The 17,974-nt window shown below is 67.5% G+C and carries 19 protein-coding genes and 2 riboswitches; of the genes, 12 read left to right on the plus strand and 7 right to left on the minus strand.

Features of this window, described 5'->3' with window-relative positions; genetic code table 11:
- Positions 1 to 23 precede the first annotated feature (23 nt).
- From BMY71_RS17485 to BMY71_RS17495, 3 genes are all read right to left on the minus strand, one after another.
- A complete protein-coding gene (locus BMY71_RS17485) occupies positions 24 to 770 on the minus strand; it encodes an ABC transporter ATP-binding protein (protein ID WP_011502744.1) in 747 nt (248 codons plus the stop codon).
- Complete coding sequence (locus BMY71_RS17490; protein ID WP_092685433.1) at positions 763 to 1,518, minus strand: ABC transporter ATP-binding protein; 756 nt, start codon at positions 1,516 to 1,518, stop codon at positions 763 to 765. The genes BMY71_RS17485 and BMY71_RS17490 overlap by 8 nt, the downstream gene beginning before the upstream one ends.
- A gap of 229 nt (positions 1,519 to 1,747) precedes the next feature.
- Positions 1,748 to 2,095, minus strand: a complete 348-nt coding sequence (locus BMY71_RS17495) for an ArsC family reductase (RefSeq protein WP_011502742.1) — start codon at positions 2,093 to 2,095, stop codon at positions 1,748 to 1,750.
- A gap of 222 nt (positions 2,096 to 2,317) precedes the next feature.
- Between BMY71_RS17495 and BMY71_RS17500 the strand changes: the two genes are divergently transcribed.
- Positions 2,318 to 3,796: a pyruvate kinase gene (locus BMY71_RS17500; protein WP_092685435.1), complete on the plus strand. Its 1,479-nt coding sequence runs from the start codon at positions 2,318 to 2,320 to the stop codon at positions 3,794 to 3,796.
- 39 nt (positions 3,797 to 3,835) lie between these two features.
- Here BMY71_RS17500 and cobF read toward each other — a convergent pair whose 3' ends face one another.
- From cobF to cobT, 3 genes are all read right to left on the minus strand, one after another.
- Positions 3,836 to 4,597 carry a precorrin-6A synthase (deacetylating) gene (gene cobF / locus BMY71_RS17505; protein WP_092685437.1) on the minus strand — a complete coding sequence of 254 codons (762 nt, stop codon included), beginning with the start codon at positions 4,595 to 4,597 and terminating at the stop codon, positions 3,836 to 3,838.
- Positions 4,598 to 4,665: 68 nt separating this feature from the next.
- A complete protein-coding gene (gene cobS / locus BMY71_RS17510) occupies positions 4,666 to 5,442 on the minus strand; it encodes an adenosylcobinamide-GDP ribazoletransferase (protein WP_092685439.1) in 777 nt (258 codons plus the stop codon).
- Complete coding sequence (gene cobT, locus BMY71_RS17515; protein ID WP_092685440.1) at positions 5,439 to 6,503, minus strand: nicotinate-nucleotide--dimethylbenzimidazole phosphoribosyltransferase; 1,065 nt, start codon at positions 6,501 to 6,503, stop codon at positions 5,439 to 5,441. Before cobT ends, cobS begins: the two co-directional genes overlap by 4 nt.
- 198 nt (positions 6,504 to 6,701) lie before the next feature.
- Positions 6,702 to 6,909, minus strand: a riboswitch (cobalamin riboswitch).
- 135 nt (positions 6,910 to 7,044) lie between these two features.
- On the opposite strand from cobT, the gene tcuA reads away from it, so the two are divergent.
- The 6 genes from tcuA to cobJ all read left to right on the plus strand — a co-directional run bounded on the left by tcuA (position 7,045) and on the right by cobJ (position 12,614).
- On the plus strand, positions 7,045 to 8,361 hold the full coding sequence (tcuA, locus tag BMY71_RS17520) for an FAD-dependent tricarballylate dehydrogenase TcuA (RefSeq protein WP_244526093.1): 1,317 nt from the start codon (positions 7,045 to 7,047) through the stop codon (positions 8,359 to 8,361).
- Positions 8,348 to 9,472, plus strand: coding sequence for a tricarballylate utilization 4Fe-4S protein TcuB (gene tcuB, locus BMY71_RS17525; RefSeq protein WP_092685442.1), 1,125 nt, complete (start codon positions 8,348 to 8,350; stop codon positions 9,470 to 9,472). Before tcuA ends, tcuB begins: the two co-directional genes overlap by 14 nt.
- Before the next feature lie 119 nt (positions 9,473 to 9,591).
- A riboswitch (cobalamin riboswitch) is annotated at positions 9,592 to 9,807 on the plus strand.
- Positions 9,808 to 9,998: 191 nt separating this feature from the next.
- Positions 9,999 to 10,505 (plus strand): hypothetical protein, encoded by a 507-nt coding sequence (locus BMY71_RS17530; RefSeq protein WP_092685444.1) that lies wholly within the window; start codon positions 9,999 to 10,001, stop codon positions 10,503 to 10,505.
- Positions 10,502 to 11,131 (plus strand): precorrin-8X methylmutase, encoded by a 630-nt coding sequence (locus BMY71_RS17535; protein WP_092685446.1) that lies wholly within the window; start codon positions 10,502 to 10,504, stop codon positions 11,129 to 11,131. Before BMY71_RS17530 ends, BMY71_RS17535 begins: the two co-directional genes overlap by 4 nt.
- Positions 11,128 to 11,856 carry a precorrin-2 C(20)-methyltransferase gene (locus tag BMY71_RS17540; protein ID WP_092685448.1) on the plus strand — a complete coding sequence of 243 codons (729 nt, stop codon included), beginning with the start codon at positions 11,128 to 11,130 and terminating at the stop codon, positions 11,854 to 11,856. The genes BMY71_RS17535 and BMY71_RS17540 overlap by 4 nt, the downstream gene beginning before the upstream one ends.
- The gene (gene cobJ, locus BMY71_RS17545) at positions 11,853 to 12,614 is read left to right on the plus strand and encodes a precorrin-3B C(17)-methyltransferase (RefSeq protein WP_092685450.1); all 762 of its coding nucleotides are present in this window, start codon (positions 11,853 to 11,855) and stop codon (positions 12,612 to 12,614) included. Before BMY71_RS17540 ends, cobJ begins: the two co-directional genes overlap by 4 nt.
- Here cobJ and BMY71_RS17550 read toward each other — a convergent pair.
- The gene (locus tag BMY71_RS17550; protein WP_175557705.1) at positions 12,581 to 13,363 is read right to left on the minus strand and encodes a cobalt-precorrin-6A reductase; all 783 of its coding nucleotides are present in this window, start codon (positions 13,361 to 13,363) and stop codon (positions 12,581 to 12,583) included. The two genes, cobJ and BMY71_RS17550, sit on opposite strands and share 34 nt — an antisense overlap.
- On the opposite strand from BMY71_RS17550, the gene cbiE reads away from it, so the two are divergent.
- Genes cbiE through cobA form a run of 5 tightly spaced genes read left to right on the plus strand, consistent with a single transcriptional unit; the run spans position 13,362 to position 17,853 of the window.
- Entirely contained in the window at positions 13,362 to 14,585 is a 1,224-nt protein-coding gene (gene cbiE / locus BMY71_RS17555; RefSeq protein WP_092685452.1) for a precorrin-6y C5,15-methyltransferase (decarboxylating) subunit CbiE, read from the plus strand. The genes BMY71_RS17550 and cbiE overlap by 2 nt on opposite strands.
- Positions 14,582 to 14,974, plus strand: a complete 393-nt coding sequence (locus BMY71_RS17560) for a cobalamin biosynthesis protein (protein ID WP_092685454.1) — start codon at positions 14,582 to 14,584, stop codon at positions 14,972 to 14,974. Before cbiE ends, BMY71_RS17560 begins: the two co-directional genes overlap by 4 nt.
- The gene (gene cobM / locus BMY71_RS17565) at positions 14,971 to 15,750 is read left to right on the plus strand and encodes a precorrin-4 C(11)-methyltransferase (protein WP_092685456.1); all 780 of its coding nucleotides are present in this window, start codon (positions 14,971 to 14,973) and stop codon (positions 15,748 to 15,750) included. Before BMY71_RS17560 ends, cobM begins: the two co-directional genes overlap by 4 nt.
- Positions 15,737 to 17,098 carry a cobyrinic acid a,c-diamide synthase CobB gene (locus tag BMY71_RS17570; RefSeq protein WP_092685458.1) on the plus strand — a complete coding sequence of 454 codons (1,362 nt, stop codon included), beginning with the start codon at positions 15,737 to 15,739 and terminating at the stop codon, positions 17,096 to 17,098. The genes cobM and BMY71_RS17570 overlap by 14 nt, the downstream gene beginning before the upstream one ends.
- On the plus strand, positions 17,098 to 17,853 hold the full coding sequence (cobA, locus tag BMY71_RS17575; protein WP_011502726.1) for a uroporphyrinogen-III C-methyltransferase: 756 nt from the start codon (positions 17,098 to 17,100) through the stop codon (positions 17,851 to 17,853). The genes BMY71_RS17570 and cobA overlap by 1 nt, the downstream gene beginning before the upstream one ends.
- The last annotated feature ends 121 nt before the right edge of the window (positions 17,854 to 17,974 follow it).

Genomic DNA, 17,974 nt, shown 5'->3' on the forward strand with positions numbered 1-17,974 from the left:
AGCAGATTTCGAAGGGCACGCGCTCACACGCCGAGATAGGTGTGAAGCTTGTCCATGTTGGCCTCGAGCTCCGAATTGGCGAAGCCGTCGATGATCTTGCCGTGCTCGACCACGTAGTAGCGATCGGCCACCGTCGCAGCGAAGCGGAAGTTCTGCTCCACCAGCAGGATGGTGAAGCCTTCCGTCTTCAGCCGCGCGATGGTGCGGCCGATCTGCTGGATGATCACCGGAGCAAGGCCCTCGGTCGGCTCGTCGAGCATCAGGAAGCGCGCGCCGGTGCGCAGGATGCGTGCGATCGCCAGCATTTGCTGCTCGCCGCCCGACAGCTTGGTGCCCTGGCTTTTCAGCCGCTCGCGCAGGTTCGGGAACAGTTCGAAGATCTGCTCCTGCGACAGCCCGCCGGGCCGGACCTGCGGCGGCAGCATCAGGTTCTCGCGGACGTCGAGGCTGGCGAAGATACCACGCTCCTCCGGGCAGAACGCGATGCCGCGCCGCGCGATCTTGTCCGACGAGGCCCGGCTGATGTCGTGACCGTCGAAGGTGATGGCGCCGGTGCGCTTGCCGATGATGCCCATCACCGATTTCAGCGTGGTGGTTTTGCCAGCGCCGTTGCGGCCCAGCAGCGTCACCACCTCGCCGGTGCGGACCTCGAAGTCCATACCGTGCAGAATGTGGGACTCGCCGTACCACGCCTGCAGATCGCGCACGCTCAACAACGCATTGCCGGCCGATGCCGCCTTGGTGCGGTCCAAAGTCGTCGTCTCAACCATGACCCGCTCCGAGATAGGCTTCCTTGACGCGATCGTCCTGAGTGAGGTCATTGTAATGGCCTTCGGCCAACACCTGACCGCGGGTCAGCACCGTGATGATATCGGACAGATTGGCGACGACGCTGAGATTATGCTCGACCATCAGGATGGTGTACTTCGCCGAGATCCGCTTGATCAGCGCGGCGATCTTGTCGATGTCCTCGTGGCCCATGCCGGCCATCGGCTCGTCGAGCAGCATCATCTCCGGATCGAGCGCCAGCGTGGTGGCGATCTCCAGCGCGCGCTTGCGGCCATAGGGCATCTCGACCGCGGGGGTGTCCGAAAACTCGCTGAGGCCGACGTCGTCGAGCAGTTCACGAGCGCGATGATTGAAGCGGTCGAGCACGCTCTTGGAGCGCCAGAAATCGAACGAGTGGCCGTGCTGGCGCTGCAGCGCGACGCGGACGTTCTCCAGCGCCGTCAGATGCGGGAAAACAGCCGAAATCTGGAACGATCGCACCAGCCCGAGCCGCGCCACATCGGCCGGCGCCATCGCGCTGATGTCCTGTCCCTTGTAGAGAATTTTGCCGGCCGAAGGCTGCAGGAACTTCGTGAGCAGATTGAAACACGTGGTCTTGCCGGCTCCGTTGGGACCGATCAGCGCGTGAATATGCCCACGCTTTACACGCAGATTGACGTCACGGACCGCGAAGAAGCCCGAAAACTCCTTCGTCAGACCTTGCGTCTCAAGGATGATGTCATCAGCCAAGAAACTCTTCCCCCCCTGTCGGTCCCGCGGCGGAGCCACGCGCACGGCCGATCTTTTGTTGCTATTTGGGTGCGGGCGCCTCGGCTGGCTCCGACCCTTCGTTCTTCTCGGGACTATGCCGCTATTCCGCAGCCGCGCGCAAGATGCAAAGCAGGCCCGCGTTTATCAGCGCCCGGGTGTGGAAAACAGGCGGCGGCAACAACGCGCGATCACCTCACGCGCCCTGAATTCATCCGAACGCCTCGGCATAGGCCTCGGGCCGAAAGCCCACCAGCAATGTCGCGCCCGTCTGCAGTACCGGACGCTTGATCATCGACGGTTGCGCCAGCATCAACGCCATTGCCTTGGCTTCGGTCAGCCCCTCTTTTTCGGCATCAGGTAGTTTGCGGAAAGTGGTTCCGGCGCGATTGAGCAGCGTCTCCCAGCCTACCTGTTTCAACCAGCGCGCGAGATGCGCCTTGTCGATGCCCGCAGTCTTGTAGTCGTGGAAGTCGTATGCGACGCCATGGCTATCGAGCCAGGCCCGCGCCTTCTTCATGGTGTCGCAGTTCTTAATGCCGAAGATGGTGACGGACATGCGGGCCTCGCGTTCGAGCTGAGGGGCGCATTCAGGCGGCCCGTTGCATCGCCGTCAAGCAGCCGGCGGCTGTGAACTGCGGCAGACGCCCCCCGCCGCCCCTGATGATCGTCAAATCGTAAGCGGAGACCGCTTCGCTGTCACAGCAGTTACATAGCCGCCCCCTAAAGCAGGCAGGATGCCGCCGATGGCGGCCGCCCGCGATCCAGAGAGCCCGCAGCGATGTCGACCGAGATCGTCCGCCTGAAGCAGAAACTCGACCGGCTGATCGCCGAGATCGAAGCCGACAGCAGGCCGCGCATCGGCGCCTGGAGCGGTCGGATCGGACGCCCCGGCTTCGCCGCGAGCGCGGCCAATCTCGCGCATTATCTGGCGCTGCGGCAGCACGATCTGCGGCCGCTGCAGCGTGGACTCATGACGCTCGGCCTGTCGTCGCTGGGGCGGCTGGAAAGCCGGGTGATGCCGACGCTGCTCGCCGTCCGCGCCACCCTGACCGCGCTGTGCGGCGAACCGGAAACTCTGCGGCCGTCCCCACGGCAGTTCTTTGCAGGCGAGCACGACCTCGCCCAACGCAGCGAGGAGTTGTTCGGTACGCTGTCGAGCGGTCGCGCGACCGCGCTGCTGGTCACCTGCCCGAGCGAAGCCGCCGACGATCCCTCGTTCATGCTGCGGCTCGCCGAGCGAAAAGTCGAGGCGGTGCGGATCAATTGCGCCCACGATGACGCCGACGCCTGGCAGCGCATGATCAATCACCTTCACGTCGCCGAGCAAACCACCGGCCATCGGATGAAGATCCTGATGGACATTGCCGGTCCGAAAATCCGCACCGGCGCGGCGCGCGCGCCGCAAGGCCGTGAACGCATTCTCACCGGCGACCTGATCGCGATCGTCGCGGCCGGCGCGCTCGATCGCATCGACCTCGCCGAGGATCACTTCTCGGTGGAGTGCACGCTGAGCGATCCGCTGATCAACAGTGCGGTCGGCGCGCGGGTCTTCGTCGACGACGGCAAGCTCTGTATCCGCATCGAGCGCAAGACGCCGTGGGGCCTGATCGGACGCGTCACTTCGACCTCGGACAAGGGCCTGCGGCTGAAGCCGGAGAAGGGTCTCAACTTCCCCGACACGCTGCTCGACATCCCGGCGCTGACCGCGAAGGATCGCACCGATCTCGACTTCGTCGCCGAACACGCCGACGGCATCGAGTTCTCCTTCGTGCAATCGGTCGCCGATGTCGAAACGCTGCAGGCAGCGCTCGCCGAACGCCGGCCGGACGATTGGCGCAAGCTGTCGTTGGTGTTGAAGATCGAGACGCCGGAAGCGGTCGCCAACCTGCCGGACATTCTGATGCAGGCGGCGGGACAACAGCCGACCGCGGTGATGATCGCGCGCGGCGACCTCGCCGTCGAGATCGGCTTCGCGCGACTTGCCGAGATGCAGGAGGAGATCCTGTGGCTCGGCGAGGCTGCGCATATCCCGGTGATCTGGGCGACGCAGGTACTGGAGCAACTGGTCAAGAAGGGCACGCCCTCGCGCGGCGAGATGACCGACGCGGCAATGGCCGCGCGCGCCGAATGCGTGATGCTGAACAAGGGCCCCTATTTGTTCAAGGCGATTACCGAGCTCGACACCCTGCTCGGCCGGATGGCCGACCACCAGCACAAGAAGACGCCGCAACTCCGCAAGCTGCAGAGCTGGGGCTGAGCGCGCGTCACCAAGCAACGATCGGTCGCCGAGCCGCCCTCATTCGTTTCCGTCCGATCTGAGCAGATACGCATCCATGATCCAACCCTTGGCGCTCCGCGCTTCGCGTCGGACGCGCTGAATCTCGGAAGCGACCTCGTCCAGCTTTCCGGCGACGAGGATCTCGTCATCCATCCCAAGATTCGCACCCCAGTAGATCGAGACGTCGCGCGCATCGATCTTGGCGAAGGTCTCATCACCATCCAGCAGAACGACAATGGTGTCGTCAGTGAGTTGACCCGCTGCGCCCAGCTTCCGCCCGGTCGTAATCGTGACCGATTGGCCAATTCGGTTGAGCGGGATTCGGTGACGTGCGGTCAGCGCCTGGACCGCGGTGATCCCGGGGATGATTTCATAGGCGATGTCTGATCCTTGCGCCTGCAATCGGTCCAGGATCCTCATCGTGCTGTCGTAAAGGCTCGGGTCTCCCCACACCAGGAACGCGCCGCAGCCGCCATCGGGCAGCGACTCGGTCAGGACGCTCTGATAGCGTTCGGCGATCCGCGCGTGCCAATCGTCGACGGTCGCCTGATAGTCCTCCGGGTGCGCGTCGCGCTTCGGGATATCGATGGTGACGGTGCGATAATCAGCGTTGGTGATGAACCGCTTGCAGATCTGCTCGCGCAACTGGCGAAGCTCCGCCTTTTCGGCGCCCTTATCGGGAATGAAGAACACGTCTGCTCGGTTCAGGGCGTTGATCGCCTGAACCGTCAGGTAGTCCGGGTCGCCCGGACCGATACCGATCAGCAGGATCTTTCGCATCACTCACGCTCCTCGTGGCACGTCGGTGTCATTCAAGCGAGCTTGGCGCTCGACTTCGCGCCCGCGCATCAGATCGGGCCGTGACCGACCGCCGCCGCGACGCCGAGCAGGAGGCCGATCTCGATCATCTGCTCCGTGGCGCCGAGCACATCGCCGGTGTAGCCGCCCAGAAGGCGACGCGCCGCGAGCGGCGGCAGCACCCCCAAGACCACGGCGACAGCCAATCCACATCCTGCCGCCCAAACATCGGTCGTGGCGAGCCATAGCACACCAAGCACGGTGAAAGCCGACGCCCACATCCGTCCGATCTGGTCGATCCGGGTGGTCGGGTAGTTCAGCTTGGCGGTCGCGACATTGCCGGCATAGGGGATCGCCGACATCGTCAACAAAATTCCGCTCCGTCCCAGGCTGTGAGCGGCGACCAAAGCCGCCGCGCCCAGCCAGCCAGGCAGACTCGCGAGCAGCGCGATGCGAAGCACCAGGCTCGAGACCAACGCGATCGCGCCGTAAGTTCCGATGCGGCTGTCCTTGATGATCAGCAGGCGCTGCTCGCGCGTTCTTCCGCCGAACAGGCCATCAGCCGTGTCGGCGATGCCGTCTTCGTGCAATGCGCCGGTGAGGATCGTGCCGGTCAAGATCGCCAGAACGGCGGGGACGATGCCGGTCCAGATCGCCGAACCGGCCAGCAGGACGGCGGCAGAAGCAAGACCGATCAGCGCGCCGACCAGCGGAAAGTACTTGGCCGCGCTGAGCAGCCAGTCATCGTCGAGCCGATCCGCCCCTGGCGTCGGCACGATCGTCATGAACTGAATGGCGTTCAGCAGCGGTTGCAGCGGCCGGATCACGCTTGCGGTCCGAAATTGCCCGCGAGCACGTCGGACAGATCGGCCAGATCGTTGAGGATCCCGGCAGCGGCGCGCAACAGCGGTACCGTCGTCAAGGCGCCGGTGCCTTCACCCAGGCGCAAACCGAGATCGAGGTAAGGCGTCGCCTCCATCGCCTCCAGCAGAACCCGGTGTCCCCGCTCGGCGGAGCGGTGCGAGAACACGCAGTAATCGCGCGCCGCCGGATGCAACCGCACGGCCACCAGCGCGGCCGCACTTGCGATGAAGCCATCGATCACCACCGGACGCTGCGACGCTGCGGCGCCGAGCACGGCGCCGGCCATCATCGCAATGTCATAGCCGCCGAATTCGGTCAGCACGTCGAGCGGCTCGGTCGGCTGCGCACGCGCCGCCGCTGTCGCGACAACGGCCCGCTTGTGCGCCAGACCGGCGTCGTCCATCCCCGCGCCGCGGCCGACGCAATCGTCGATCGGCGCTCCGGTCAGACAATGCGTGATCAGCGCGGCTGCCGTGGTGTTGCCGATCCCCATCTCGCCGATCGCCACGATATCGACCCCGCTCGCGATCTCGTCCGAAACCAGCCTGGCTGCGGCGGCGATCGCACCCATCGCCTCGCTTGGCGTCAGCGCCGCCTCACGAACCGAGTTGCGGCTGCCGCGCCGGATCTTGCGGTCGATCAGTTCGGGATGAGGCGCAAGATCGGCATCAACTCCGGCATCGACGACACGGATTTCGGCAGAGGCCGCCCGCGCCAAGACGTTCAACCCGGCGCGGCCCGCGAGATACGCACCGACCATCAGCCGTGTGACGCTTGCCGGATAGGGCGAGATACTCTCTTCCGCGATGCCGTGATCACCCGCGAACACGAACACCATCGCGCGGTCCGCGCGTGGCGGGGCCGGATGCCAGATCAAGCCGAGTTGGACCGCGAGGTCCTCGAGCCGTCCCAACGACCCCGGCGGCTTCGCCTTGGCATCGAGACGCGCCCGCAGATCGGGTTCGCGGGAACGATCGACCGCAGCAATGGACAGAGTGATTGGATCGCGCATCGGGGCGTGCATGAGAGGCTCGGAAATAGAGAGAGGTTTGCCGCCGCGGACGCGGGGCATCGATGATGCGGTCAGACGCAGGGATGACGGATGTCGCGAACGATCGCGCTGGCCGTCGATGCGACTTGCTTCCGCAAGTGCGGAACCGCGCGCGCTACGCGTATCGTCGTCGGTGCATGTAAGTGTCCTTCTTCGACCCACCGTCGAATGGCGTTGCTACGGTCTTCGGCCGGTCTCCTGGCTTGCGGATGTTGTCCTGATCGCCTTCCCGAGCGGCTGGTGCCGAACTCAGTGGCGCATGTGATCGAAGACAATCCGCTTACAGTTGCGGGGGCAGCCGCGGATTGGGCGATCACTCGCCTCACCGCATTCCCGTTTCACCCTTCCGACGAAGGGCACCGAAGATGCGCGACAACAGCATGGCACCGTGACGAACGCAAGATTGACAAGGCTGATGTCGCCGCCTCTAAGACGAAGGTGCAAAGAAACCGGATTTATCAGGTCGTCGCAGCGGCATCGGTCCGGTGCGTCGTCATGATCGGATTGTCCTCCATTGCTCTGGGATGTCACAGTGATCGGCGGCGGCATCGCCGGCCTCAGCGCGGCGATCGCGGCGCGGCGATCCGGCGCATCGGTCCGCCTGCTCGAAGCAGCCCCACAGAGCTTGCGCGGCGGCAATGCGCGTCATGGCCGCAACTTCCGCCTGATGCACGCATCGCCGCTCTGCTATGTGCCGGACCGATATGACGCCAACGAGTTCCTCGACGAACTGCACGGCGTCACCGGAGCCGGAACGGATCCGTCGCTCGCGCAGTTGCTGATCGACGGATCCGAAACGATTGCGCCGTGGTTGATCGGCAACGGCGTGCATCTACAGCCGCCCGGCACCGGTGTGATGCCCTATTCCCGCCGGACCGCCTTTCCGCTCGGCGGCGGCAAGGCGATGATGAACGCGTTGTATGCGACCGCCGCCAAGCTCGGAGTTGTGATCAGCTACGACAGCGAAGCCCGCGCGCTGGTTAGGAAGGGCCGTCCGGGCTGGACGATCGAGGCTTGCAGCAACGCGACATGCGAAACAATCGAAGCGCGTAGCGTGATCGCCTGCGCCGGTGGCGCTGGCGCCGACCCGGACTGGCTGCGCACGCATTTCGGAATCGCGGCCGAAGGAATGATGATCCGCGGCGTCCCCTACGCCAACGGACGCATCCTGACCCTCTTGATCGACTCAGGGGCCTGCCCGGTCGGCGATCCCGCAACCGGCCATATCGTTCCGGTGGACGCGCGCGGACCGCGAATGGACGGCGGCATCGTCACCCGCATCACCGCGATCCCCTACGGCCTCGTCGTGGATCGATCGGGCCGACGCGTCGATGTGACCGACGCCGGCGCCCAGCCGACGCATTATGCAAAATGGGGACCGCGGATCGCCGCCTGCGCCGATCAGCTCGCCTTTCTCATTCTCGATGCGCGCGGGATGGCGCGCGCCGCGCCGTCCGCGTTTCCGCCGATCACAGCGCAAAGCCGCGCCGACCTGGCTGTCGCGCTCGGGCTCGATCCGGTCGCGTTCGCGGGCAGCGTCGACGGCTTCAACGCGGTTCCTCCGCCGAGCGCTCGCCCGATCGTCGCGCCGCCGCTCGCTGCCTATCCGATGCGGCCGGGGCTGACCTTCGTGCATTACGGCATCAAGGTCGACGACACGATGCGCGTGGTGCAAGCGGATGGAAGCCGTCATGACAATCTGTTCGCGGCCGGCATGATCATGACGGCCAATGTGCTCCGCCGCGGCTATCTCGCCGGACTTGGCATCACGCTGTCGGCGGTGTTCGGACGGCGCGCGGGCGAGGAGGCGGCGCGCTATGTCACAGGCTGATCCAATCGAAGAGGCCGATCGCGTGTTGCGCATTTGCGCGGCCTGCATGTATTGCGACGGTCTCTGCCCGGTGTTTCCGGCGATCGACGGCAAGCATGGATTCGACCTCGCCGACCTGAACTATCTGTCGAACCTGTGCCACAACTGCCAGGGTTGCTGGCACGACTGCCAATACGCGCCGCCGCACGCCTTCGCTGTCAATCTGCCGGCGACGCTCGCCGATCTCCGACAGCGCTCTTATGCCGACTATCTGTGGCCGCCCCTGCTCGGCCGCGCGTTTCGCGCCTCGGGCATCGTCGTGCCGGCGATTGTCGTGCTTGCCATGTCCGTCACCTTTGCGACCGTCCTGATCACCGCTTCGCCGGCGCAGTTGTTTTCAGCGGATTCGAGCGAAGGCGCGTTCTATCGGGTGCTGCCCTGGCCGGCGATGGCGGGGATCGCCGGCGCAACGCTGCTGTGGGCGGTCGCGACGTTGACGCTGGCGACGGTGCAATACTGGCGTGCGATCGCGCCGCGTGCCTCGGCCGGCGAGATCATGCGCGCCCTGCCGCCTGCCCTCCGCGACATCGTCACCTTGCGCCACCTCGGCGGCGGCGGGCCGGGCTGCCACGATGAGGGCGACCGAACCTCACATCGTCGTCGCATCCTTCATCATCTGACGGCTGGCGGCTTCCTGCTGAGCGCGCTGTCGACGGTCGCAGCCGCCGCCTATCACCACCTGCTCGGCATTGCGGCGCCCTACCCGATCATCAGCCTTCCGGTGATGCTGGGACTGGTCGGCGGCGTCGCCTTGACGGCCGGATCGGCCGGGCTGCTCCGGCTGGAATACATCGCGGATCGCCAGCCCTCGAACCGGCGAGAAGCCAGGCTCAACGTCGCGTTCCTGCTGCTGCTGGGACTGGTCGCGGTCAGCGGGCTCGCAGTACTCGCATTCCGCAGCACGCCCGCGATGGGCCTGCTGCTCGTCGGACATCTCGGACTGGTCTTCGGGATGTTCGCCGCGTTGCCCTTCACCAAGGCGCTGCACGCCCCGTTCCGCGCGGCGGCGCTGCTGCGCGCGGCGATCGACAAACAACAGGCGGCAGCACGGCGTGACGCTGATGCAGGCTGATTTCGAGACCCGAACGGCAGACGGCAAGTTGACGTCGCCATGATCCACATCAAGTTGATCGCTGCCGGGCGCGGTGGCGACGGTGGCCAAGGCCGATTGACAGTTCTCCTTTTCCATCCCAAACATCACGCGCCGATGGTGTCCCGTCTTTGGACGGGACGAAAAGGGAATGCCGGAAGTCGCTGCCCGCATTGATGCGAGCAGAGACCGAGCCGGAGCTGCCCCCGCAACTGTAAACGGCGAGCCGACGCAACACGCCACTGGATGTTTCTCCGGGAAGGCTGCGCCTGCGACGACCCGTGAGCCAGGAGACCTGCCATCGCCTGCTGTGTTGACCCATTTCGGGCGGGGTGCCCCGGAGTGTCTTTCGGCGGCCCGGAGTGCAGGTCCGTTCGCCGGTTCTGAGCCATCGTTCGTGATGGCGGCCAACTGACGGATCGGCGCCATGCCGCGCACTGCACCTAACTCCAGCGGGTTCGCTGACTCTCTGCCATCGGTCGTATCCGCAATCAGGGCCGATATCATCGTGCTGTCCCCGTCCGACGACGAGTTGGCCGCGTTCGCAACCGAATGGCGCGATCGGCGCGGGTCTTCAATTCATCCGATCAACATCGCGACTGTCGCGCAGCGGCACGGGTCGGATCGCCAGGCCGATCAGTTGATTGCGACCGCTGGCGCAATCCTGATCACGCTGCCGAACGGCCTCGCCCCATGGCGTGAAGCAGCCGAAGACATTGCAACGATCGCGCGCAATCGCCGGATCGCTTTCGCGGTGATCGCCTCGAACGATGCCGGCGAGTTGCCGAGCGAACTTGCCACTAATCTGCCGCCCTCGACCCTGCGGCGTCTGATCAGACTGTATCGGCAGCACGGCAGCAACGCCGCGCGAAACATCCTGGCGCAGTTATCGCTTGCCGCCGGCCTGTCCCACGACATCGACAGCGACGATCGTCCGCAGCGGAACTCGCATCCGCCGGAATGCGCGTCAAGCACTCCCATTCTCCGCGACCTGATCGAGGACGCCACGCGATGAACTACACTTATGAGAAGCACGGCGACGCGATCTATCGTCACTCCTTCGCCATCATCCGAGCTGAAGCCGCGCTCGATCGCTTCGATCGCGACGAAGAGACGATCGCGGTGCGCATCATCCACGCCAGCGGCATGGTCGAGATCGCCGCGGACATCGCGTTCACTCCCGGCTTCGTGACGGCCGGACGCGCCGCGCTTCAGGCCGGCGCGCCGATCCTGTGCGACGCCCAGATGGTCGCTAACGGCGTCACCCGCGCGCGGCTGCCGGCCGACAACGAGGTGATCTGCACGTTGAACGATCCCGCCGTGCCGGCGCTCGCCGCGCGGCTCGGCACCACGCGCTCCGCGGCCGCGATCGAGCTGTGGCGCGATCGGCTCGACGGCGCCGTGGTCGCGATCGGCAACGCTCCGACCGCGCTGTTTCGCCTCCTCGAGATTCTCGCCGAGCCCGGCGCGCCCCGTCCCGCTGCCATCATCGGCATCCCGGTCGGCTTCGTCGGCGCCGCTGAATCCAAGGACGCGCTGTTGCAGGATTTGCCGGCGCCTTGCGTCATCGTTCGCGGCCGGCGCGGCGGCAGCGCGATGACGGCGGCCGCAATCAACGCGCTCGCGAGCGAACGCGAATGAGCGCCGCAACAGTCTACGGCGTCGGCGTCGGTCCCGGCGCCCCAGATCTGATGAGCGTCCGCGCCGCGCGCCTCGTCGGCGATGCAAAGGTCGTCGCCTATTTCCGCAAGGCCGGCCGACCCGGACATGCGCGCAGCATCGTCGACGGCCTGCTGGTAGACGGCGTGGTCGAAGAACCGATGGACTATCCGGTGACCACCGAGATCGCGCTCGATGATCCGGCCTATGCCGCAACGTTGCGCAGCTTCTACGAGGATTGCGTCGCGCGCCTCGCGCACCACGTCGCGCAAGACCGCGATGTCGTCGTGCTGTGCGAAGGCGACCCGTTCCTGTACGGCTCGTTCATGCATCTGCACAGCCGCCTCGCGGCGCGGGTGCCGGTGGTGGTGGTGCCCGGCATCTCCGGCATGGCGGCGTGCTGGACGGCGAGCGGCACGCCGATCACCTATGGCGACGACGTGCTTTGCGTCGTGCCGGCGACGCTGGATGCGGCGCGGATCGCCGAGGCGCTGGCGACCAGCGATGCCGTGGTGATCATGAAGCTCGGCCGCAATCTGGCGAAAGTCCGCAGCGCGCTCGCCGCGGCCGGGCTGCTCGACCGCGCGGTCTATGTCGAGCGCGGCGCGATGGCCGATCAGGTCGTGATGCCGCTGGCCGCCAAGACCGACGACGACGCGCCGTATTTCTCGATCATTCTGGTGCACGGACAGGGACGACGGCCATGACCGGATCGCTGGTGGTTGCCGGTCTCGGGCCCGGCGCGCAGGAACTGATCACGCCCGAAGTCAACGCCGCGCTCGCGCACGCGACCGACCTCGTCGGCTACGCGCCTTATGTTGCGCGGGTCGCCGAGCGTCCCGGCCTGCGCCGGCACGGCTCGGACAATCGCGTTGAGCTCGACCGCGCCGCCTTCGCGCTGCGCCTCGCCGCGGAGGGACATCATGTCGTGATCGTCTCCTCCGGCGATCCCGGCGTGTTCGCGATGGCGGCGGCGCTGTTCGAGGCGATCGAGGCCGGCGAGCCGTCCTGGCGCGATCTCGACATCCGCGTGCTGCCCGGCATCAGCGCGATGTTCGCGGCGGCGGCGCGGATCGGCGCACCGCTCGGCCACGATTTCTGCGCGATCAATCTCTCCGACAATCTCAAGCCTTGGGAGACGGTGGAGCGCCGGCTGCGCGCCGCGGCCGAGGCCGATTTCGTCATCGCGCTGTACAATCCGATCTCGAAAGCGCGGCAATGGCAACTCGACAAGGCGTTCGCGTTGTTGCGCGGCATTCACCCGGCTTCGGTGCCGGTGGTGTTCGCGACCGCAGTGAGCGATCCCCGCGAGCGCATCGATGTCGTTGCGCTCGGCGAGGCGGTTGGGAGCCGCGCCGACATGCGCACGCTGGTGATGATTGGATCGTCGCAGACCCGCACGATCGCACGCGCAAGCGGCGGCGCTTACGTCTACACGCCGCGTTTCTCCGGAGCAGCGTCGTGACCGAGCCAGGCCAGCACCTCGGCGACCGTAGCGACTGTCCGTCGCGCGGGCACGGCCGGACGCCGAACCATCACCACCGGCAGACCGAGTTCGCGCGCTGCGGTGATCTTCGCCACCGCCGCGTCGCCGCCGGCGTTCTTGGCGACGACGATCTCGGTGCGATGCGCCTCGAGCATCGCCCGATCGCCGGCAAGATCGAACGGCCCGCGCGCCACCACCAACTCGACATTCGGCAGCGGCAACGGCCCGCGCGGCGGATCGACCAGCCGCACCAGATAGGCGTGCTGCGGATACGCCGCGAAGATATCGAGGTTCTGCCGACCGATGCCGAGAAACACCCGGCGCGGCTGCGCGCCGAGCGCATCCGCGGCCTGAGGCAGATCGTCGACCTCGATCCAGCGATCACCGGCGACCGGCCGCCACGGCGCGCGCTCGAGCGCGAGCAGCGGCACGCCGGCGGCGTTGCAGGCGATCACCGCGTGGCGGCTCATCTGCGCCGCGAACGGATGGGTCGCATCGACGACGCGATCGATCTTCTCGTCGCGCAAGTAATTGATCAGACCGTCGACGCCACCGAACCCGCCGATGCGCCACGGGATCGGCGGCAGCTTCGGATTGTCGGTGCGGCCGGCGAACGACAGCACCGCGTCGACGGGTGCGTCGGCGGCGAGCGTCGCGGCGAGCGCCGAGGCATCGGCGGTGCCGCCGAGGATCAACAGGCGCAGGCGCTGGGTGAGAGGGAGCGTCATGATCCGGACCGATGACACGACGCGGCCCTGGCTGTCCATCGTCGGAATCGGCGAGGACGGCGTCGCCGGCCTGTCCGAGCGGGCGCGCGCGCTGCTCGCCGCGGCCGATCTCGTGGTCGGCGGCGACCGCCATCTCGCGCTGGTCGCCGCGCTGAACAAGCCGTCGCTGCCCTGGCGCGTGCCGTTTTCCGCCTCGCTGCCCGAGGTGCTGGCGCAGCGGGGACGACATGTCGTCGTGCTGTGCTCCGGCGATCCGTTCTGGCACGGCGCGGGCGCGGTGCTCGCCGATCACCTGGCGCCGCAGGAATGGACCGCCCTGCCCGCGCCGTCGACGTTTTCATGGGCCGCAGCCAAGCTCGGCTGGCGGCTGGAGGATGTGGTCCCGCTCGGCCTGCACGCGCGGCCGATCGCGACGCTGCGGCCGCATCTTCGCGACGGCGCGCAGCTACTCGTGCTGCTGCGCGACGGCGCAGCGGTCGCGGATGTCGCCGCTTATCTCACGACCTCCGGTTTCGGCGCCTCCGAAATCGTCGTGCTCGAAGCGCTCGGCGGCCCGCACGAGCGCATCCGGCGCACGACCGCGAGCAACTACGCCTATGCGGACGTCGCCGCGCCGGTCGCACTCGGCATCGTCGCTGTCGCCGAACCCGGCGCGACGATCATCCCGTGCGCCGGCGGCCTGCCGGACGATCTGTTCCAGCACGACGGCCAATTGACCAAGCGCGAGATCCGCGCGGTGACGCTGTCGACGCTGGCGCCGCGCGGCCACGAACTACTCTGGGACATCGGCGCCGGCTCAGGCTCGATCGGGATCGAATGGCTGCTGGCGGCGCGAAGCAATCGCGCGATCGGGATCGAGGCGCGGCCGGACCGGCTCGCCACCGCCCGCGCCAATGCCGAAGCGCTCGGCGTGCCGCATTTCGATCTGCGGCTCGGCCAGGCTCCCGACGCGCTCACCGCGCTTCCTCCGCCCGATGCGGTGTTCATCGGCGGCGGCGCCAGCCGTCCCGGGGTGATGGAGACGGTGTGGCAGGCCCTGCCCGCCGGTGGCCGACTGGTGGTCAACGCCGTGACGCTCGAGACCGAAGCATTGCTGATCGACTGGCACGGCCGCCATGGCGGCGAGCTGCTGCGGCTCGCGGTCGAACGCGCATCGCCTGTCGGCGGGCTGACAGCTTGGCGCGCCGCGATGCCGGTGGTGCAATGGAGCGTTCGCAAATGACCGCTGTGGTGATCGGCGTCGGATTTCGCTCGGCCGCACGAGCATCGTCGATCACCGACGTGATCGAGGCCGCGTCCCGCGCCGTCGCGCCGCGGCGGCCGACGGCGTTGGCGACGCCCGCCGACAAGGCCGGTCACACCGCGCTGCTCGAAGCGGCAAGCGCCGCGTCCCTGCCGGTGCGTTCCATCGACGACGCAGCTCTCCGGCAGAGCGGCGGTCGCGTCGCCACGTCGTCGCCGCTGGTCACGCGCCACCGCGGCGTCGGCAGCGTCTGCGAGGCCGCGGCGCTCGCCGCCACGGGCCCCGCCGCGCGCCTGCTCGTTCCCCGCCTGATTTCCCAGGATCGCCTTGCGACCGCCGCCGTCGCCATCGAGGAGCCCACACCATGACCGTCCATTTCATCGGTGCCGGGCCCGGCGCGCCCGACCTGATCACCGTGCGCGGCCGCGATCTGGTGGTGCGCTGCCCGGTCTGTCTCTACGCCGGCTCGCTGGTGCCGCGCGAGATCGTCGCGCTGTGTCCGCCGGACGCGCGGGTAATCGACACCGCGCCGCTCGATCTCGACGCCATCACCGCGGAATTCGTCGCGGCCGCCGCAGCCGGCCACGACGTGGCGCGGCTGCATTCCGGCGATCTGTCGGTATGGAGCGCGATGGGCGAACAGATCCGGCGGCTCGAACAGCACGGCATTCCCTACACGGTCACGCCCGGCGTGCCGTCATTCGCCGCGGCGGCGGCGTTGCTCGGCCGCGAGCTGACCTTGCCCGAAGTGGCGCAGACCGTGGTGCTGACCCGCACCTCCGGCCGCGCCTCGGCGATGCCGCCGCGCGAAACGCTCGAGGCCTATGCGGCGACCGGCGCGACGCTGGCGATTCATCTGTCGATCCACGTGATCGATGACGTGGTCGAGCGGCTCCGTCCGCATTACGGCGACGACGGCGCGGTGGCCGTGGTGGTGCGCGCGAGCTGGCCCGAACAACAGGTGATCCGCGGCACCTTGAACACGATCGCCGCGCAGGTCGCCGCCACCGGCATCGACCGGACCGCGCTGATCCTGGTTGGGCCGGCGCTCGCTGCCTCCGACTTCAGAGACAGCGCGCTGTATGACCGCGGCTACGACCGCCGCTATCGCCGCTCGGCGGAGGACGGCCGTGATCACGACTGACCGCCTCCCTGATGTTGCGACGACAGGCCGGCCGCCCGGGCTGATCATCGCGGCGCCGGCGACCAGCAGCGGCAAGACCACGGTGACGCTGGCGCTGCTCGCGGCGCTGCGCCGTCGCGGTCTGAGCGTGCAGCCCTACAAATGCGGCCCGGACTACATCGATCCGGCCTTCCATGAAATCGCGGCCGGACGGCCGTGCTTCAATCTGGATTCCTGGGCGTTCAGCCGCGGCCGGATCGCGGCGCTGCTCGACGCCGCAGCCGGCGCCGAGCTGTGTATCACCGAAGGGGTGATGGGGCTGTTCGACGGCGGCAGCGCCGTCGGCGCCTGGGGCAACGGCGCGACCGCTGACATCGCCGCCGCGACCGGCTGGCCGGTAGTGCTGGTGATCAACGTCGCCGGTCAGTCGCAATCCGCCGCCGCACTGGCGCTCGGCTTTGCGCGCTATCGTGGCGACGTGATGCTCGCCGGCGTCATCCTCAACAATGTCGCGAGCCCGCGTCACGAAGCGCTGGTGCGCGACGGTTTCGCAGCATCCGATATCGCCGTGCTCGGCGTGCTCGACCGGCAAAGCGACTTTGCGTTGAAGAACCGCCACCTCGGGCTGGTGCAGGCGCGCGAGACGCTTCGCCTCGACGACCGGCTGCAACAACTCGCCGTGAGCGCCGAGCGCGGCATCGACCTCGACGCGCTGATCCGCGCGGCGCAGCCGGCGCGTCTCGATGCGCCGACGCTGCGGCCGCTGGTTCCACCCGGGCAACGCATCGCGCTGGCCAGCGACGACGCCTTCTCCTTCATCTATCCCCACCTGGTCGCCGGATGGCGCGCCGCCGGCGCCGAGATCGTCCCGTTCTCGCCGCTCAACGACGAAGGCCCCGACGACGGCTGCGACGCCGCCTGGCTGCCGGGCGGCTATCCCGAGCTGCACGCCGGCCGGCTTGCGGCAGCGACAAACTTCAAAACTAAGCTCGCAGCGTTCGCGCGCACCCGGCCGCTGCATGGCGAGTGCGGCGGCTACATGACCCTCGGCGCCGGACTGATCGACGCCGCAGGTTGCCGTCACGCGATGGCCGGGCTGCTCGGCCTCGAAACCGATTTCGCGACCCGCAAGCTGCATCTCGGCTATCGGCTGGCGACGTTGCACGCGCCCGCCGCCGGCCACGCCGCGGGAAGCGTGCTGCGCGGCCACGAGTATCACTACGCCCGCGTCGTCACCGTCGCCGACGATGCGCTCGCCGAGATTCGCGATCCCGGCGGCGTGGTCACCAGCGAGACCGGCAGCCGGCGCGGGCTCGTCACCGGAACGTTCTTTCACCTGATCGATGCCGCCGAGGAGACTGTTTGCTGATGCCGAAATCCTCCGATCATCACGGCGCGGGCGCGACCGGGAGCATCGCGCTGGTCGGCGCCGGTCCGGGCGATGCCGATCTGCTGACCCTGCGCGCGATCAAGCGCCTGCAGACCGCCGACATCGTGCTGTACGACGATCTCGCCGGCGAAGACTTCATGGCCTATCTGCACCCGGACGCCGAACTGATCGCTGTCGGCAAACGCGCGGGGCACCCCTCGCCGCGCCAGGACGAAGTCAGTCGCCTCGCGATCGCCCACGCGCTCCTCGGCAAGAACGTTGTGCGGCTGAAAGCCGGCGATCCAACGCTGTTCGCTCGCGCCGACGAGGAACTCCGCGCGGCGCGCGACGCGGGCATCGCCGTCGAGATCGTCCCGGGGATCACGACCGCCACGGCCGCGGCGGCGGCGATCGGGGCGTCGCTGACCAAGCGCGGCGTCGCCCGCCGGGTGCAATTCGTCACCGGTCACGACGTCGATGGCCGGCTGCCCCGCGATCTCGACCTCGCCGCGCTGGCGGACCCCACCGCGACGACCTGCGTCTATATGGGCAAGGCGACCTTCCCCGGACTCACCGAGCAACTCATCGCCCACGGGCTGAGTGCGGCAACGCCCGCCGTGATCGTGGAAAGCCTGGGATCGGAGACGACGAAAATTCTGCGGGGAACCATCGCGGAGATCGCCGCCCGCCTCACCATCGATCGTCCATCGGGACCGTGCATCATCCTCTACGGCGCCGCGCTCGCGGAAGCCTGATGCTCACAGCGCTTTTTCGGTTCTGATTGAATCAGAATCGAGGTCGGACGAATCAAACTTCGCCGACCATTGGATGCGATTCAGATACTCCGAGGCCCGACAACCGGATCGCCTCCAGTCC

Source organism: Rhodopseudomonas pseudopalustris (assembly GCF_900110435.1).
GTDB lineage: Bacteria > Pseudomonadota > Alphaproteobacteria > Rhizobiales > Xanthobacteraceae > Rhodopseudomonas > Rhodopseudomonas pseudopalustris.

Coding starts and splice junctions, on each gene's coding strand:
- BMY71_RS17485 (WP_011502744.1), bottom strand. CDS start 770: ATGGTTGAGACGACGACTTTGGACCGCACCAAGGCGGCATCGGCCGGC.
- BMY71_RS17495 (WP_011502742.1), bottom strand. CDS start 2,095: ATGTCCGTCACCATCTTCGGCATTAAGAACTGCGACACCATGAAGAAG.
- BMY71_RS17500 (WP_092685435.1), top strand. CDS start 2,318: ATGTCGACCGAGATCGTCCGCCTGAAGCAGAAACTCGACCGGCTGATC.
- cobF (WP_092685437.1), bottom strand. CDS start 4,597: ATGCGAAAGATCCTGCTGATCGGTATCGGTCCGGGCGACCCGGACTAC.
- cobT (WP_092685440.1), bottom strand. CDS start 6,503: ATGCACGCCCCGATGCGCGATCCAATCACTCTGTCCATTGCTGCGGTC.
- tcuB (WP_092685442.1), top strand. CDS start 8,348: ATGTCACAGGCTGATCCAATCGAAGAGGCCGATCGCGTGTTGCGCATT.
- BMY71_RS17535 (WP_092685446.1), top strand. CDS start 10,502: ATGAACTACACTTATGAGAAGCACGGCGACGCGATCTATCGTCACTCC.
- BMY71_RS17540 (WP_092685448.1), top strand. CDS start 11,128: ATGAGCGCCGCAACAGTCTACGGCGTCGGCGTCGGTCCCGGCGCCCCA.
- cobJ (WP_092685450.1), top strand. CDS start 11,853: ATGACCGGATCGCTGGTGGTTGCCGGTCTCGGGCCCGGCGCGCAGGAA.
- cbiE (WP_092685452.1), top strand. CDS start 13,362: ATGATCCGGACCGATGACACGACGCGGCCCTGGCTGTCCATCGTCGGA.
- BMY71_RS17550 (WP_175557705.1), bottom strand. CDS start 13,363: ATGACGCTCCCTCTCACCCAGCGCCTGCGCCTGTTGATCCTCGGCGGC.
- BMY71_RS17560 (WP_092685454.1), top strand. CDS start 14,582: ATGACCGCTGTGGTGATCGGCGTCGGATTTCGCTCGGCCGCACGAGCA.
- cobM (WP_092685456.1), top strand. CDS start 14,971: ATGACCGTCCATTTCATCGGTGCCGGGCCCGGCGCGCCCGACCTGATC.
- cobA (WP_011502726.1), top strand. CDS start 17,098: ATGCCGAAATCCTCCGATCATCACGGCGCGGGCGCGACCGGGAGCATC.